Origin of the sequence: Sphingobacterium siyangense, assembly GCF_023277505.1 — a bacterium.
GTDB classification, from domain to species: Bacteria; Bacteroidota; Bacteroidia; order Sphingobacteriales; family Sphingobacteriaceae; genus Sphingobacterium; species Sphingobacterium siyangense.
Genome location: NZ_CP080574.1, coordinates 6159226 through 6176820 on the forward strand (window position 1 = coordinate 6159226; position 17595 = coordinate 6176820).

The 17595-nt window shown below is 42.4% G+C and carries 15 protein-coding genes; 9 read left to right on the top strand and 6 right to left on the bottom strand.

Translation table 11 applies throughout. From position 1 onward, the window contains the following. Nucleotides 1–10: 10 nt before the first annotated feature. Nucleotides 11–1636, bottom strand: coding sequence for a glycoside hydrolase family 10-like protein (locus K2F45_RS25805; RefSeq protein WP_248932681.1), 1626 nt, complete (start codon nucleotides 1634–1636; stop codon nucleotides 11–13). Nucleotides 1637–1731: 95 nt separating this feature from the next. Continuing rightward, the gene (nagA, locus tag K2F45_RS25810; protein WP_248932682.1) at nucleotides 1732–2838 is read right to left on the bottom strand and encodes an N-acetylglucosamine-6-phosphate deacetylase; all 1107 of its coding nucleotides are present in this window, start codon (nucleotides 2836–2838) and stop codon (nucleotides 1732–1734) included. 147 nt (nucleotides 2839–2985) lie between these two features. Between nagA and K2F45_RS27395 the strand changes: the two genes are divergently transcribed. The 5 genes from K2F45_RS27395 to K2F45_RS25830 all read left to right on the top strand — a co-directional run bounded on the left by K2F45_RS27395 (nucleotide 2986) and on the right by K2F45_RS25830 (nucleotide 9713). Continuing rightward, complete coding sequence (locus K2F45_RS27395) at nucleotides 2986–3117, top strand: DUF6728 family protein (RefSeq protein ID WP_312128511.1); 132 nt, start codon at nucleotides 2986–2988, stop codon at nucleotides 3115–3117. Between the two features lie 12 nt (nucleotides 3118–3129). Next, nucleotides 3130–3516, top strand: a complete 387-nt coding sequence (locus K2F45_RS25815; protein WP_075994494.1) for a RidA family protein — start codon at nucleotides 3130–3132, stop codon at nucleotides 3514–3516. Nucleotides 3517–3519: 3 nt separating this feature from the next. Further along, the gene (locus K2F45_RS25820) at nucleotides 3520–4452 is read left to right on the top strand and encodes an EamA family transporter (protein WP_248932683.1); all 933 of its coding nucleotides are present in this window, start codon (nucleotides 3520–3522) and stop codon (nucleotides 4450–4452) included. 434 nt (nucleotides 4453–4886) lie between these two features. Beyond that, on the top strand, nucleotides 4887–7946 hold the full coding sequence (locus K2F45_RS25825) for a SusC/RagA family TonB-linked outer membrane protein (RefSeq protein WP_248932684.1): 3060 nt from the start codon (nucleotides 4887–4889) through the stop codon (nucleotides 7944–7946). Nucleotides 7947–8042: 96 nt separating this feature from the next. Beyond that, a complete protein-coding gene (locus tag K2F45_RS25830; protein WP_248932685.1) occupies nucleotides 8043–9713 on the top strand; it encodes a RagB/SusD family nutrient uptake outer membrane protein in 1671 nt (556 codons plus the stop codon). A 91-nt stretch (nucleotides 9714–9804) separates the two neighbouring features. Here the strand turns inward: K2F45_RS25830 and K2F45_RS25835 are convergent, their stop codons facing one another. Then, nucleotides 9805–9999, bottom strand: coding sequence for a hypothetical protein (locus K2F45_RS25835; RefSeq protein ID WP_248932686.1), 195 nt, complete (start codon nucleotides 9997–9999; stop codon nucleotides 9805–9807). A gap of 105 nt (nucleotides 10000–10104) precedes the next feature. Between K2F45_RS25835 and K2F45_RS25840 the strand changes: the two genes are divergently transcribed. The 4 genes from K2F45_RS25840 to lipB all read left to right on the top strand — a co-directional run bounded on the left by K2F45_RS25840 (nucleotide 10105) and on the right by lipB (nucleotide 15108). After that, a complete protein-coding gene (locus tag K2F45_RS25840; RefSeq protein ID WP_248932687.1) occupies nucleotides 10105–10530 on the top strand; it encodes a hypothetical protein in 426 nt (141 codons plus the stop codon). 65 nt (nucleotides 10531–10595) lie between these two features. Then, complete coding sequence (recG, locus tag K2F45_RS25845; RefSeq protein WP_248932688.1) at nucleotides 10596–12701, top strand: ATP-dependent DNA helicase RecG; 2106 nt, start codon at nucleotides 10596–10598, stop codon at nucleotides 12699–12701. A gap of 460 nt (nucleotides 12702–13161) precedes the next feature. After that, nucleotides 13162–14352 carry a GTPase HflX gene (gene hflX, locus K2F45_RS25850; protein ID WP_075994499.1) on the top strand — a complete coding sequence of 397 codons (1191 nt, stop codon included), beginning with the start codon at nucleotides 13162–13164 and terminating at the stop codon, nucleotides 14350–14352. Nucleotides 14353–14412: 60 nt separating this feature from the next. Beyond that, nucleotides 14413–15108, top strand: a complete 696-nt coding sequence (lipB, locus tag K2F45_RS25855) for a lipoyl(octanoyl) transferase LipB (protein ID WP_075995011.1) — start codon at nucleotides 14413–14415, stop codon at nucleotides 15106–15108. 182 nt (nucleotides 15109–15290) lie between these two features. Here the strand turns inward: lipB and K2F45_RS25860 are convergent, their stop codons facing one another. From K2F45_RS25860 to K2F45_RS25870, 3 genes are all read right to left on the bottom strand, one after another. Further along, nucleotides 15291–16511: an SH3 domain-containing protein gene (locus K2F45_RS25860; protein ID WP_248932689.1), complete on the bottom strand. Its 1221-nt coding sequence runs from the start codon at nucleotides 16509–16511 to the stop codon at nucleotides 15291–15293. Between the two features lie 217 nt (nucleotides 16512–16728). Next, a complete protein-coding gene (locus K2F45_RS25865) occupies nucleotides 16729–17109 on the bottom strand; it encodes a hypothetical protein (RefSeq protein ID WP_201667079.1) in 381 nt (126 codons plus the stop codon). Nucleotides 17110–17143: 34 nt separating this feature from the next. Further along, a complete protein-coding gene (locus K2F45_RS25870; RefSeq protein ID WP_075994502.1) occupies nucleotides 17144–17557 on the bottom strand; it encodes a hypothetical protein in 414 nt (137 codons plus the stop codon). Between the last annotated feature and the right edge of the window lie 38 nt (nucleotides 17558–17595).

A 17595-nucleotide genomic window follows, 5' to 3' on the forward strand; every position in this document is an offset into this window, starting at 1 on the left:
CAACAACTCGTTATTTTATCTTCTCAGCGGCATAAGGCCCTTCGTTGCTCAGGCGGTCAACAGCCTTTACCGCAACATACTGCAGCTTTTTGTTGTTCAATGTCGCTGGAATGTCCTTACTTGTAACCCCCGGATCCAGAATCTCATATTGCCATACCCCACCGTAGTTGAGATATAGTACCCATTTTGAAACCTGATCAATTTGCTGGTGCTGCCATTTCGCAAAGATATTGCCCCCTTGAGGAGTCAGTAGCAAAGTCGGTTTCAACAAAGGATTTGCATTCAGCCAAGGACTTGTTGGCACCAATGCTTTCACCTGATAAGGACCATTCACCAAAGCTTGTGTCATGGCCGGGTTTTTGGTCAGTCCCGCCAAACTCCAGTGGATTACACCTTCTCGGTTATCAGGCAATAGTGTCCGTGCTGCCTCCACTTGATTCACAATTTCCTGAACATACTCCGGACCACGTCTGCCAACCGTATTGATGCCCGGCCAAAGGTGGCGTCCCAATGTATTTTCACTTCCCCACCATTTTAACAAAGCCGTATAACTCTGTTTGGCTGGCTGTATAGGCCAATACAACTGCGGAGCAAAATAGTCTATCCAGCCTTTGTTCAACCATAATTTAGCATCTGCATAAAGCATATCATACTGGCTAGACCCCTGAATTCCTGACGGATAACCGGGTTTCCAGATACCAAAGGGACTGATACCGAATTTCACAAAATTCTTCTCTTTCTTAATATCCTTATAAATACGTTCGATAAAGGTATTTACACTATTTCTACGGAAGTCTCCGCGTGATAGATCCCCACCATTACGTTTGTATTCATTGTAACTATCTGAATCCGGAAAATCCTGGCCACCATTATATTCCGCATAAGGATAGAAATAATCGTCGAAATGCACACCATCGATATCATAACGTTTGACAATATCCATAACTACGCGCGCTGCGTGGTCCTGTGTAGATTTTTTGGATGGATCAAACCAATAATAGCCCTGTTTCAATTTAACAACCGACTCGGGCATTTTGCGCGCCATGGAAGCTGAAGTAACCGCACCGCCAGCGGTATGGTGAGCACGATAGGGGTTCAACCAAACATGAAGCTCAATCCCTCTTTTATGCGCCTGCTCAACCCAAAAATCAAGCGGATCGTAATAAGGAGAAGGTGCTTGCCCCTCTGTACCGGTCAGAAAGTACGACCAAGGCTCAAGATCACTTTTATAAAATGCATCTGCTGATGGGCGTACCTGAAAAACAACCGCATTAAAATTATTATTTTTCAAAAAATCCAAAATGCCGATCGCTTCCTGCTGCTGCTCGGCCGTACTCAGGTTGTTTTTGCTCGGCCAATTGATATTCGCAACAGAGGCCACCCAAGCTGCGCGAAACTCGCGCGGTAACACAGGAAGATCGACAACGATTTCCTTCTTCTTTTCTGCAACTGGCTGTTCTTTTGTTTCAATTGTATTTTTCACCCGTTCGCGCTTGGGTACCGAAGGCGGATCTTTTTTTACAATTTCGACATTTGTAGTTGTGGTATTAACAGGCTCCTGTTTTTTATTTTTCTTGGATGAACAAGAAGATAAAACAAAAAGTGCTGTCGCTAAAAATAATAGGGAACGTTTCATCAATCTATAGAATAGTGTTTTTTCAAAAATAACTAACGAAGATACGGATAATATTAGTCAATCTCGGCCTGTCGGTCAATCTTCTCCGAAATGGATCAGCGCTTTAACTCTCCTTTGAAGATCACCTGCTCCAGCTTAAAGTCGTCATTAAAGACAATAACATTCGCCATACTTCCATGATTGAGATTTCCGATATCTCCTCTATTTAAAAGATTTGCGGGATACAGCGTTGCCATTCGGATCGCTTCATCGCGTGGTATCCCCACCTTTTGCACGGCATTTTTCACCCCTTCGAGCAAGGAGATTGCAGCCCCTGAAATGGTACCATCAGGTAAAGCATAATATCCATCGTTCAACACATGCTGATAAATATCTTTATCGCAACTGGCAACAGCATCAGTAATCATAAACAGCCGCTCACCCATCTGACGTTTCGCAATTTTTACCGCTTCAAAGCTTACATGATGTCCGTCGACAATAATACTTGCCTGTGCAGTCGGATGATTAAAAATTGCACCGACCAACCCAACTTCGCGATGATGTAAAGGCGACATTGCATTAAACAGGTGGGTGCTTGTTGGAATCCCCAAATCATAGCCGTGCGTACCTTCCTCAAAAGTTGCATCACTATGTCCAGCACTGAGCAGCAAATTATAGCCCTGCAAATACGTTAAGACATCGTCCGTTATACATTCAGGCGCTATCGTCATCATCTTGACAACCTGATTTCCGGCCAAAAGATCGTCAATCTTTTCCTTCGTAGGCTCGATAATTAATTCCGCAGGATGCGCACCCCGTTTTTTAGGATTTAAGAAAGGACCTTCCAAATGTAGCCCTAAAAATGCATCATGCCGGAAGCCTTCTGCCACGCGAATGGCATCCTTAAATACAGGGATGGTATTGGTCGCCAGGGTCATCATAAAAGAAGTCGTGCCTTTATTGACCAAACCCTCGGCGATGCGTTCCAAAGAGGCTACACTACGTTCGGCGGAATACAAGTCCGATCCGTCACCATACAATTGAAGGTCAATCAGCCCGGCACAAATATTAGACCCGTTAACTGGATAACTGGTATAAGCTGCAGGCACCTCCTGGTCATTGACAATCGCCACAATTTTACCGTCGCTGATCAGCAATGCTTTTTGTTCCAAAATCGACTCACCAGTGTATATTCTGCCTCCAATTAATGCTATCTTATTCATATAATTTTTTTTCGTTTACCAAGTTACCAAAATTCAAAAAAATCCGTCCACTTGTACAAGATTTTGTTTTATCGTCTACTGGGAGTTTCTTCAAAGTTTTTGATCTTTTCATTTTCACTTTCTAATTTACTGTTGTAACTTAGTTCCATGTACTTTTTTAGAAAGCGTAACGCCGATCGCCCTACAAATGGCAGCATAAAAGCTATGCATATTATTAATGCAACGGCCATTATCGTCTTTTTATTGGGCCTCATCTACAAAATATTTTTTACATCCTAAATACTGTTATCCATGTCAAAAAAAGAAATCTTAAATACCGACAAAGCTCCTGCTGCAATTGGCCCCTATAACCAGGCTATCAAAGCCGGTAATACATTATATGTCTCTGGGCAAATTCCATTGATTCCCGAAACAATGGAGTTAATTTCATCTGGAGTTAAAGACGAAGCGCACCAGGTACTGAAAAATGTTGAAGCTATCCTGACACATGCGGGGTATACTTTTGAAGATGTTGTCAAAGCTTCGATTTTCTTAAGTGATATGGGCAATTTTGCATTAGTCAATGAAGTCTATGCGGAATATTTTAAAGAAGCGCAGCCTGCACGCGAGTGTGTTGCGGTCAAAACTCTTCCCAAGAACGTCAATGTCGAAATTTCAGTCATTGCCTGGAAAGATTAATCCGTGGAAAATAGCAACGAAACAACAAGCCGCGGAAAATATCTTTTCGCGGCTTTTTTGGCCCCTTTTATCTGGGGGTTTATGTCTATCCCTGTACGCTGGATACGTGGCTATCCGGCCGAGGATATTCTGTATTTTAGAATAATAACGGCGCTCCTGATCCTCTGGATATACCTGCTGTTGTTTCGAAGAAAAACTATGCAAGCTGATATTCGGAAGTTCCAACTTCTACCTCGGGTGGGCAAGCTTCGCCAGACCTGCCTTACCCTACTCGCGTCGGCGTTCATCTTTGGAAACTGGTTTACCTATATCTATGCGGTCAACCACATCAGTATTCAGTCTGCGGCATTGGCCTACCTGACCTGCCCCTTGATCACTGCGGCGGGAGCCTACCTCATACTCAAGGAGAAGCTAACAAACTGGCAAAAAACAGCACTTTTTATTGCTTTTGGTAGCGTTTGCCTTCTTGCAAAAGGTTCGTTACACGATGTCCTCTGGGCTATTACTATTGCCACCTGCTACGCTTTTTATCTGATCGTACAACGGGTATCTACGGGTTTCGATAAACTCAATCAATTGGTGATCCAGCTCAGTATATGTGCATTGTTTGTGATCCCCAAACTGATCTACAATCATCATATAATTCCGGCAGAACCCCTATTTTGGTGCACCATAGTTCTTATCGCATCGCTATTTACGATTATCCCCCTTTTCCTGAGCATGTATGCACTCATAGGCATTTCATCAACAACGACTGGCGTTCTGCTTTATATTAATCCGCTGATCGCATTTACTTTGGCCGCGACCTATTTCCGAGAACCCGTTTCTCCAATAAAATATATTGCTTACGGAATCATACTTGTTGCAATTATCCTTTTTAATATCAAAAACATCAAGGAGTCAGTATCCACATCGAAGACGCATGCAAAACAATAGATCATTTATTATTTTCAATGAACCCTTAAATCAAGTACACTGTCTGAAATTAAACAGATTACATCTTTCGGATGATGCAAGACAATGCCGCGATCTCTACTTAAAAAAATGACAAAACATATAACAAAATAATTATCAAGGCTTTAAAAGCAAAAAACACCTTATATGTATCATTTTTGTTTCATAAAATTTTTGATTTTTCCTCAACTATAGTAAATTAGATCTTTATTAAGGAAAATCACACCGCTTTTTCTTCCTATAACTAGGTATTGAATAGCATACACACTATTACAAATAATCACTTATTTTGCCCCCCGATTATTCAATATCTTCTCTTCTAACCAAAATGCTAAATGGAATTAGCCCATTTTCATTAAAAATTTCACCGTTATGAAAATATGTATATAAAAAACTGAATATAACACATATACTATATGAATAACAAATTATACTCTACATTAAGGGTGTTAGGTATTGTTCCAACAATGCTTTTTTCAGCATCTTTATTGCACGCGCAAACCAACCAGGTAAAGGGAACGGTTGTAGACGCTAAAACCAAAGCTCCTATTCCAGGTGCCACAATCAAAGTATTGGGCACATCCAACGCAAGTTCTACGGATGGTAAAGGTGCATTTCAGATCAATGTCGACGATAAAAACCGCATACTGAACATCAGTACGGTCGGTTACGAAAATAAAACAGTCACATTGGGCCCTGGAGAAACGACAGTAACGGTGAGTTTGGAAGAACAAACCCAACAACTGGAAAGTGTGGTCGTTACTGCTTTGGGTATTAGCCGTGCACAAAAATCATTAACATACTCTACACAACAGGTCAGTGGTGACGAATTAAACAAAGTTAAAAGCACCAACTTGGCGAATAATTTAAACGGTAAAGTCGCCGGTGTTAACATTGCTTCCAGCTCTTCTGGACCGGGTGGTTCGGCAAAAGTTATTTTGCGTGGTAACAAATCGGCTTCCGGCAACAACCAGGTACTTTATGTTGTCGATGGGGTTCCAATCAATAACCAGACATTGGCAAGCCAGCCAGACAACGTTTTCGGTGGACAGCGCGATGGTGGTGACCCTATTTCATTGATCAACCCAGAAGATATCGAAAACATCTCTGTATTAAAAGGAGCATCTGCGGCGGCATTATATGGTAGCCAAGCGGCCAACGGCGTTATCTTGGTGACAACAAAATCAGGTAAACAAGGCCGTACAACGATCAACTTCTCGTCAAGTGCACAGATCGAACAAGCTGTATCTACACCTAAATTCCAAAACCAATATGGCCAAGGTTCGGGTGGTAAAAACAGTAACACCAGTGTATTTAGCTGGGGCGACAAAACCAATGGCGCCAACTATGATAACGTAGGTGAATTTTTCCGCACAGGTAGCAACTTCACCAATTCATTGACATTGTCCGGAGGTAACGAAAAAAATCAAACATACTTCTCTTATGCAAATACGCTTGCAAAAGGTATTCTTCCAGAAAATGACCTGATGCGTCACAATTTCAACCTTAAGGAGAGTGCTTCATTTTTTGATAATAAGTTAACCGTTGAAGGTAGTGCCAATTACATTACCCAAAAATTGGATAATGCGCCTACTTCAGGATTTTATTACAACCCATTGGTTGGAACCTACCTATTACCTCGAAGCTTAAATATTGCGGATTATAAAAATTTCGAAACCTTCAACACAGGCCGTAATCTTTATGATCAAAACTGGTTTACTCTTTCGGACGACGAAACTACTCAACAAAATCCTTGGTGGATCATGAACCGTAATTCAACGCGTTCAACACGTAATCGTTTACTCTTGAATGGTAGTGCGAAATACAAAATCGCACCTTGGATCAGCGTACAGGCCCGTGGTAGTGTAGACCGTACCAGCGAAGTATGGGATCGGAAAGCCTATGCCGGCACACAACACATTTTAGCGCGTGAAAATGGGGCTTATAGCTATACAAATACCACGATCACCCAACAATATGGTGATTTAACCGCCAACATGAATTTTAATATTGGCGATAAACTACAGATCACCGGATTGGTTGGAACGAGTATCACCGATTGGAAAACGGAAGGTACAGACTTCAACACCGGTAAAGATGGTTTGAAAGTTCCCAACCAGTTCTTTATCCAAAATACGACAACTCCGGTCACTTCGACACTATCTGCAAACCGAAGACAATTACAATCGGTATTTGCATCGGCTAACTTAGCCTATGACAACTGGATTTATTTGGATTTGACTTCACGTTGGGATTGGTCGAGCACATTGGCCTATACACCGCAAAATCCATACGCTTATCCATCGGTTGGCTTGGGCGTCGTATTGAACGACAAACTTAATCTTCCCGAATTTGTGAATATGGCCAAAATCCGTGGTTCCTATGCAAAAGTCGGAAATGATCTTCCGCCTTATACCACATTGCTTACCAACCGGGTAGATCCTTATGCGGTGCTAACGGTAAATGATATTGCCTTCTTGAAAGAATTAAAGCCAGAGAAAACAGCTTCTTTGGAGATTGGTACAGAATGGCGCATGTGGAATAACCGTTTGAATGTTGACGTTACGTATTACAAAACAAACACCACAAATCAATTTTTCAAAATTGCAGCTGGAAATGCATCCCTCAATAACATGTATGCGGTTAATGCCGGAGACATTCAAAATCAAGGGGTAGAAGCATTGGTATCACTGGATGCGATCAAAAATGACGATTTCAAATGGACGACCAGCCTCAACTTTACGTACAATAAAAACAAAATTGTAAAACTTGCTGACGGTATTTCTGAATTTACATTAACAGGTGAGGGACGTAATAATTTTGCATCCAAATTGCAAGTTGGTGGTTCTTTCGGAGACATCTATGGTCAAGATTTTGTACGTGACGAACAAGGAAGGATTCTTATTTCCGAGGACGGTATTCCACAGAAGAACAACACCTACACCAAACTTGGGAATTCAAACCCCATTTGGCAGATGGGCTGGAACAACAGTTTCAATTATAAAAATTTCAACTTAAGCTTCTTGATCGACGGTAAATTTGACTACCAAGTGATGTCCGTGACACAAGCATTGCTTGACGGTTACGGCGTCTCTAAAGCTAGTGGCGATGCTCGTGCCAATGGAGGTGTTAGTATCAATGGGGTTACACCAAGCGGTAAAGCCGTAACAACAGTGGACGCCGAAAAATGGTACACTTCTACGGCTGGTATGGGCCCTGTTAGCAGCCAATATATTTACGACGGAACGGTGGTGAGATTGCGTGAATTGACTTTCGGTTATGACTTCAATATTAAAGACAGTTTCTTCAAAAAACTTCGCGTAAATGCTGTCGGAAGAAACCTATTCTATATTTCGAAAAAGGCTCCTTTCGATCCTGAAGTAACGATGTCTACAGGTAATTCCTTAAGTGGTGTGGACATCTTTATGATGCCGGCAACGCGTAACTACGGTCTTACACTAAATGCAACTTTCTAAACGGCCAACAATGAAATATCCACCGCTAAAAAACACCTATATCGGTAAACATGGCGAGGGTATTTTATATAGTCTTAAAATACAAACGATTAAAAGATGAAATTTAACATAAAAAACATATCCAAGTTCTCACTCGCTTTTTTAATGCTTGGCGGCACCTTAAGTAGTTGCACCAAGAATTTTGAGGACTATAACAAAAATAACATTGGCGTTACGGATGAGGATTTAAAAGGTGATGGCCAAGATCTTGTCATTTTCTTGCGAAATGCACAGATGTCTATCTACAATTTCTCAGGCGCAGGCGATCCCAACTCTTATCAAGTACAACAGAATCTGAACGCGGATGTATTTTCAGGTTTCTTCATGTCTCCTACGCCTTTTAATAGTGGACAGAACAACCTGAATTATGCCATGGTGAACGGCTGGAATGGAGAACCGTTTAAAGTACTCTATCTGAATGTCATCAAATCCATTGAAAAATTAAAAAGCAATGGACTTGCAGAAACCTATCCTGCATTATGGGGTTCGGCTTTGGTAATCAAAGTAGAAGCTGCCAGCCGGGTGACAGATATCTATGGTCCTATCCCATATAGTAAAGTAGGCACCTCCAATACTGTTCCATACGACAAACAATCCGATGTATATGCTGCTTTCTTCAAAGAGCTTGATGAGGCTGTAACAGCATTGAAATCGTACAAAGCAGATAGTCCAATGGCTGCCAAAATTGACCAGATCGATCTTGTATTTCCGAATACAGATAATCAGGTCAGATTTAAAAATTGGTTGAAAATTGCCAATTCATTGCGCCTTCGTTTAGCGATGCGTTTGGTTAAAATCGATGCAACGTTAGCGAAAACACAGGCTGAGAAAGCATTGGATCCGGCAAATGGTGGTGTCTTGGAAAGCAATAGCGAAAACTTCAAGATCACTGTACCTGCAGATGGAACCTACAGCAATCCACTTTGGTTTATTTCCAAAAACTGGGCCGATACCCGCATCAATGCGACGCTTTCGTCTTATATGACAGGATTGAATGACCCGCGTATCTCCAAATACATGGCACCTGTCATTAAAGATGCAACCACAACAGCTTTCGCCGGTAAATACATTGGAATCCGTACGGGTGCTGATGGTATCGAAAAGGATAAATACCAAAAACTATCCGCTTTGAATACCGAAGGTACAACGCCTACTTTCGTAGCGACAACAGCACCGATATTAATGACTGCTGCTGAGGTTTACTTCCTACGTGCCGAAGCGGCATTGAGAGGTTGGAACAATGCTGGCGGAACAGCGCAATCACTTTATGAAAAAGGAGTGGAAACTTCCTTTACGCAATGGGGTGTAACTTCTGGTTTAAGCACTTACCTAAATGATAATACAAGTAAGGCAGCAGCTTACGAGGATCCGTTCAATGCGAAGAATAATGCAGAATCACCAAGTGCTCTTACAATCAAATGGAATGAGGGCGCTACCAACGAAGAAAAATTGGAACGTATTATCACACAAAAATGGTTGGCGATCTTCCCTGAAGGACAAGAGGCTTGGAGTGAATTCCGCCGTACAGGATATCCACGTCTATTCCCAGTTGTTGTCAACAATAGCGGTGGACTGATCGATACTAAAATACAGATCCGCCGTTTACCGTTCCCACAAAATGAATACAATACAAATGCAGCCGAAGTACAATCTGCAATCTCCTTGTTGGGCGGACCTGACAACGGCGGTACCAGACTTTGGTGGGATGTAAATAAGGGTAATTTCTAATCGAGAAATGATCCGAAATAAATCTTAAACGGGGCTGTCCAAAACGATTGGACAGCCCTGTTTTTATGCAATTAATATCTATCCTCCAGCTTTAACCAAGTCTCTTCTCTTCTCTTCTCTTCTCTTCTCTTCTCTTCTCTTCTCTTCTCTTCTCTTCTCTTCTCTTCTCTTCTCTTCTCTTCTCTTCTCTTCTCTTCTCTTCTCTTCTCTTCTCTTCTCTTCTCTTCTCTTCTCTTCTCTTCTCTTCTCTTCTCTTCTCTTCTCTTCTCTTCTCTTCTCTTCTCACGGCTACTGCGACATACTCCAAGTTCGCTTAACAAAAACTTAATAGAGACCTCCTGTAGCAAAGATCAAAAATTACCCGTTTAGTTAAAAAACCAAGAAGAATATTATGAAAAATCTTTCCATTTTGGGTATAACCACCCTCTTAGCATGTTCCATGTTATTTGTTGTCTGTAAATCGGAATCACATTTAGAAAACCCCTACAAGGACAAAACGGAAAAGGAACTTGAGTCGCTTTCCAATGAGAAGTACAGCAAAATCGTTGCCTTTGCTAGCCCAAAATCATGTACTGACGCTACAGAATGGGAAATGATGGAAATACGGACAATCTGCGGAATAAGTTACCTCCCCTACCACAAATCCGTAGACAAAACAAAATTGCAGAATATGATCAATGACAACAACAAACTGATGGAAATATACCAGCCTATGATGGCTCCCCGAATAAATTGTATACCTTATCGCAAACCATTGAGCGTGATCTGTAAAGAAGGAAAAGCAGACATTAACTATGAAGAACCTGCTTCAAAATAGTTATACCAAGCCAATAAACGGCTCCACAAACGCATAAATTTTCGTAATTTAGCCATTCAAGAAGAATGGCTGAATTAAGTTTAATTACCCCCATAGAATACCTCAAAGGTGTAGGTCCACAAAAAGCAGATGTACTCAAAAAAGAGCTACAGGTGTTTACCATTGGTGATCTATTGACACAGTATCCTTTCCGTTATATCGACCGTACGGAGTTTCATAAAATCCGGAAACTTCATCCTGATATGATGGCTGCACAGGTTCTGGGCCGTCTGGTTTCTTTACAGCTCGTGGGCGAGAAGAAAACGAAACGTCTTGTCGGTTCTTTCAAAGATGAAACCGGCTCCATGGAGCTTGTCTGGTTTCAGTCTATTCCATGGCTTCAAAAATCATTGAAAGTTGGTTCGGCCTATATTATTTATGGCAAGCCAAGCGAATTCAATGGTCAGCTATCCATTACCCATCCCGAAATGGATCTGTATAATCCGCAGGTAAAACAGATCGGCAATATGAGTTTACAGCCGGTTTATTCATCAACAGAGAAACTCAAAAAGTTCAATCTGGATACCAAAGGAATCCAACGCTTACAACAGACTGCATTGGAAACCGTATTTCGCACTATAGGCGAATCCCTTCCTCAGGATGTTCTCACTAAACATGGCCTGATATCGCGACAGCAGGCTTTCGCATCCATACATTTTCCAAGCGATCAAAAGGAGCTTAATCAAGCCATCAAACGCATCAAGTTTGAAGAACTATTCTTTATACAACTCAAGCTGCTCAACAACAAACAGCTCAATACCCAGAAGTTTAGAGGCCAGCGCTTCAATAAAGTCGGTGAAAAATTCAACACATTCTTTAATGAGCGCCTTCCGTTCCCGTTGACAGGAGCACAGAAGCGCGTTGTGAAGGAAATCCGTATCGATACCAATACAGGCGCGCAGATGAACCGTCTGGTGCAGGGTGATGTTGGCTCCGGCAAAACAGTTGTTGCCCTCATGAGTATGCTACTCGCTGTCGACAATGGATTTCAGGCCTGCATGATGGCACCAACAGAAATCCTGGCGACACAGCACTATCATGGACTCAAGCAGCTCGTGGGCGATGACATCGTCAACATCAAGCTACTTACAGGCTCCACAAGCACGAAGGAACGTCGCTTGATCCACCAGGCACTGGAAGATGGCAGCCTGGATATTTTAATTGGCACCCATGCCCTGATCGAGGATAAGGTGCAGTTCAAAAACCTGGGCTTTGTCGTTATTGACGAACAGCATCGCTTTGGCGTAGAACAACGGGCCAAACTTTGGCGAAAGAATGTCATTCCACCGCATATGTTAGTCATGACAGCCACACCTATTCCACGCACACTAGCGATGACCATGTACGGCGACTTGGACATCTCCGTGATAGACGAATTACCTGCTGGGCGTAAACCAATCAAGACTGTTCACTTTTTTGAAAGTTCGCGTTTGCGGATGTTTGGTTTTATGCGCGAGGAGATCGCCAAAGGCAGGCAGGTCTACTTGGTATATCCCCTTATCAAGGAAAGCGAAAAACTGGATCTGATTTATTTAGAAGCAGGCCTTGAGAACTTGCAACGCGAATTTCCACTACCACAATACAAGATCAGTATTGTTCACGGCAAGATGCCCGTAAAAGATAAAGACTTTGAGATGCAACGATTTGTCAAACATGAAACGCAGATTATGGTTGCCACCACCGTTATCGAGGTTGGAGTTAATGTTCCCAATGCCTCGGTCATGGTCATTGAAAATTCCGAACGTTTTGGATTATCCCAGCTGCACCAATTGCGTGGCCGCGTAGGCCGTGGTGCCGAACAGTCTTTCTGTATCCTGATGTCGGGCAATAAGCTGAGCAAAGAAGGACGATTAAGGCTGGATACAATGGTGCGTACCAATGACGGGTTTGAGATTGCGGAAGTCGACCTACAGCTACGTGGTCCGGGCGACATATCAGGCACGCAACAGTCGGGTGTACTTGACCTCAAGATGGCGAACCTAGCGACAGATCAGGCATTGCTTACCGAATGCCGTAACACCGTCATTGCTATCTTCAAAGAAGACCCAACACTACAAAGTGAAAAGAATCATTTGCTGCGAAGCTTCCTGGCAAGAAAATCCGATGGCATTGCCTGGGATAAGATTTCTTAACCGCATGTCATTTTCGAAATAAAAAACGGGGTCAGCAAATCAATCGACAACGTGTTTAAGGGAATAAACAGAGCGCGTTGGAATCTAAAGGCCGCTCTTCAACATAAATAGGATGCGAATTGTTTTTAATTAGCGCTTGAAGACAATTTATCTTTTTTGTAAATAAAACCAAATTTATTTACTTTTGCATCATTATGAACATGATATAGAAAAATATCCCTTCTTTTACTAGGCAAAAGATGGCGACCGAACGCTTACATATTTTGAGTTGCCCTGGTAAGCAAATCACAGGAAATTTATTGGTTAATGGAGAATTATGTCATAATCGGCATCCAAAAACCGGGCTTGCGAGCTCATTGAAAATAATTAAAAAGTGAATGTATAACAAGAGGTAGACACTAGCGCACATTGCAAAGCTTAATGACCTGCCGACTTCACTTGAAAGACTTAATAGTACAAAATGGCCAGATTTAAAATACACGATACAGCTATAAAACCCGAAACAGCCGTCTTGGTGAGTGTCATCACGCCAAGTGTGACGGAGACAAAAGCAAAGGAATACTTGGAGGAACTTGAATTTCTTGTGCAGACTGCCGGTGGCGAGACCAAAGGTATGTTTACACAGAAACTGGGCTTCCCCGATCGCGCTACATTTGTCGGTAGTGGAAAGCTGGAAGAAATAAAAGCATACGTCGAAGCCGAGGAAATCGACATCGTTGTTTTCGACGATGAGCTTTCACCTTCGCAGTTGCGCAATATTGAAAAAGAACTGAAACGCAAGATATTGGACCGCTCCAATCTCATCCTGGACATCTTTGCCCGTCATGCCAAAACAGCACAGGCGAAGACACAGGTGGAATTGGCACAGCTGCAATATCTTTTACCTCGTTTGACCCGTATGTGGACCCACTTGGAACGTCAGCGCGGGGGTATTGGTATGCGTGGTCCGGGTGAGTCACAGATCGAGACCGATAGACGGATCATCCTGGACAAAATTTCCTTGTTCAAAGAACGCCTAAAAGCAATCGACAAGCAAAACGAGACGCAACGAAAAAACCGTGGCGAGATGATCCGTGTAGCTTTGGTAGGTTATACCAATGTCGGAAAATCGACGATCATGAATATGATCTCCAAGTCTGATGTACTGATCGAGAATAAACTTTTCGCTACATTGGATACGACAGTACGTAAAGTTGTTATCGACAACCTTCCTTTTTTGCTTTCAGATACCGTTGGTTTTATCCGCAAACTGCCGCATCACTTGGTGGAATGTTTCAAATCCACATTGGATGAAGTTCGGGAAGCCGATGTCCTGATCCACGTGGTAGACATCTCGCATCCGAATTTTGAAGATCATATCCAGGCGGTAAACGAAACATTGAAGGACCTTAAAGCGCTGGACAAACCGGTGATTACGGTATTTAACAAAATTGACCTTTATAAACCAGCCGTCGAAGAAGGACACGATGGCGAGGAGATCGAGGTAACGTTGGATGATTTCCGTAATTCCTGGATGGCAAAAAATTCAGATCCCGCAATCTTTCTGTCAGCAACAAATAAAACGAATATCGAAGAGTTCAAACAAAAACTTTACGATATCATTGTGAAGATGCACAATGAACGTTATCCATACAATAACTTATTGTATTAATTTTGACAAACAATGCTGTGAATGGACCTTATGTCCATTCACAGCTTAAAAAAACACGAAATGAACAAAGAGGTGCAGTTTCAAGATTGGGGTCTTGTCGATTACCAAGAAGCCTGGGACAGACAAGAATCCATCTTTAAGGGAGTACTGGACATTAAGCACGACAATAGGGTCAACGCGACAGCAACCAGTACCCCGAATTACTTGATCTTTACAGCACATCCCCATGTTTATACCTTGGGGAAAAGCGGGCACGAAGAATACTTGCTGTTAGATGAAAAAGGGCTCGAAGAGAAAGAGGCCAAATTCTACAAGATCAACCGGGGTGGCGACATTACCTATCACGGTCCGGGACAGATTGTCGGTTACCCGATCCTGGATCTCGACAACTTCTTTACCGATATACATCTTTATCTGCGTACACTGGAAGAGGCCATCATACTAACCTGCGCTGATTTCGGTATCGAAGCCGGGAGATATCCCGGGTTTACCGGTGTATGGATAGAGCCCGATAAACCGACCGCACGCAAAATCTGTGCGATGGGGGTTCGCGCTTCACGCTGGGTGACCATGCATGGTTTTGCATTCAATGTCAACACAGACCTCGACTATTTTGGCAATATCATTCCTTGCGGTATCGACGATAAAGATGTAACGTCTTTAAAGCGGGAACTTGGCAAAGAAGTCGATATGGAAGACGTGAAAGAAAAATTGAAAGGACATATTGCAAAACTCTTTGAAATGCAAGTAGTCTAATTTAAGAATTCAATAACATCCAAAGGTCCTTTGAAAGCGGAGTTTTAATTCCCCTTCAAAGGGCCTTGTTTTTTGAGCATCCCTGTTCCTACTCGTTAATAAAATCCTTGCTAACATCACAAACGAACGATATTTTCAAACGCTTGGAAGTCTATACATGAACCCGACACAATTTCGGAGCATTAACAATAATACATGCACTCATAGCTGAACAGTTTCCCATCAACAAATCTGAAAATAAATAACCCGGCATCGCTATTTTGAATATAGTACGTATGTGGTGTTGAAATCCAATCTGCCGAAAGCAGTTCACCAAAGTGGTTTACAAAGTCTTTTTCTGCGTAATTGGCATCCATTCGCTCGTTGCCCATGACAATGTTTTCGCCATCACTAAAAAACAGCTTATACATCGTACCGACCACTTTCCCCTTATAGTTTTCTTCGAAGGCAACGATCATATTCGGCGTTTTATAGTAGTACCGCGGCTCCCAGCCACATTCGGGCATATCGGGGATTTCGGAAACCCGTTGTAAAGCGAGTTGCTTCATCTGCGCATCCGTAATTTTACCGTCCGATAACGACACTCCTTTCCATTCGAAATGGAAATTCAGCGCTTTCAGTTTCTTGGCATAGACTTCGGACTGGAGCTCATTTTGGAATTTATTGGCCAAAAGTAATTCAAAGTCTATATCAACTTTGGGATCTACTATTCCCGTTTGGGCATAGGATTCCTTCCAATAGGTAAGGGCTTGTTTTAATTTGGGATACTTGGTCCAACCGATCTCACGCAGGCGGCCAACTGCTGCCAGCTCTTTCTCCTGGTCCTTTCCTTTTACGGCCAGATATTCTTTTAGCACCTTGTCGTATGTTAGTTCAGACCCCAAAAATTTCATCTGAATATACTCCGGACTTTCATGAAAGTGGTCTCCGATGTAGACCCATCCATCTGTGTAGAGCGGCACATAGTCGATACATACCATTTCATTGAGCCCTGCCCTACGCACAGCGGCACTTGTTGTATTAGGAGCCTTACGCACGCGCAATTGTGACACCTGCACATAGAAATGTGGGCATTGGGCATCTGTTGTTCCACGATAGAAATATTGCTTTGGCTCGCCGGCGGATCTTTTTCCGGACATTGCACTTTTCAAGGGCTGACGGTCAATATAGCCGATATCCCCATTACTCACCTGCACCTTATACTGTGTAGTGGTGGAATCTAGCAGGTAGACAGGAGCCTCGGTCGGGAAAACTCCCAAGAGGTCTTTACTGTTTCCTGCTTCACGGTAAAGGTGCCCCCATGTTGAGGTATACATTGGCCGTTGACCCGCTGGCTGTGCCACTGCATGATGCACAAAACAAGCTAAAAGCAGACAGCATATAACAAATACTTTTTTCGACATAAAATTAATTCTTTAAATACAGGACTAGTGGCCGCTCCATTGCGATCAACCGCAGGGAACGAGACATCTATAAATGCAACAGAAACTCTTACTGGCTGCCGGCCAAACACGCACCGTTGCAATAACGAAATTAAAACAAAAAAGAGGCCAATGAAATCACCGGAATCAGGTATTTTTTGAGGAGGAGATTATTTGGTTTCTAAACTACGCGATATGCCTATTTGCGCTGCAATAAACTCACCTGTCCTTCCAATGACTGGATTGTTTTTTCCTGTGCCTTGACCGTTTGCTCTAAGGCATTGACCAGCTGCCTATAAATTCCGAGGCCTTCGGCAGTGGCAGGAGCTGTTTCGGCAGGTGGAGCACTTACCACATTCCTCTCATCCTTCCGCATCATAGTCCCTTCCCCCATGAGTAACCAAGCTGGACTAATATCGGGATGTTTGGACAGTATAGCTACCATTGCATCCGAGCTGAGTGCAGTATTTTTCTGCCCTCCCTTAAAGTTTGCATAGGAAAGTTGCACATCTTTGAAAAATTCGGTTTTGCTGATCCCTTTGGTTTCAGCAATAAGCAGCACACGTTCCTTTACATTCACCTATAGGTCCCTTTTAAAAATCGTCGATTATTTACTAATTCTTTAAGGATTCGATCTCCCGCTCCAATGAAGACAATAATCTCTCCAAAGACATAATTGTCTTCTCTTGAGATTTAATCGTGATATTTTGTGAAGCTATAACCTGTCTCAAACTATTGATTACAGAGTTCGTAATTCCCTCCAATTCGGGAGTTAAATAAGTTTCCTCTTCTTCTTTTAATACGAGCTTAGGCTTTAGCATCTCGCCTTCACCTTTTAGTAACCACTCGGAAGAATATTGCGGATATTTTTCAACAAGATTTATTAGCCATTTAGATTGTATATCAGTTCCATTGGCAAGCGCACGAGTAAAAACCCCTTTACTGGCCCCTATTGTAGCTTCAAAAGCTGAAACACTCATCCCCTCCCTATCCGCAACAATCTTAATTCTCTTCAAAACAGAACTCATTACCGAAAATTTTAATATAAAATATTTGTTTTACCGAA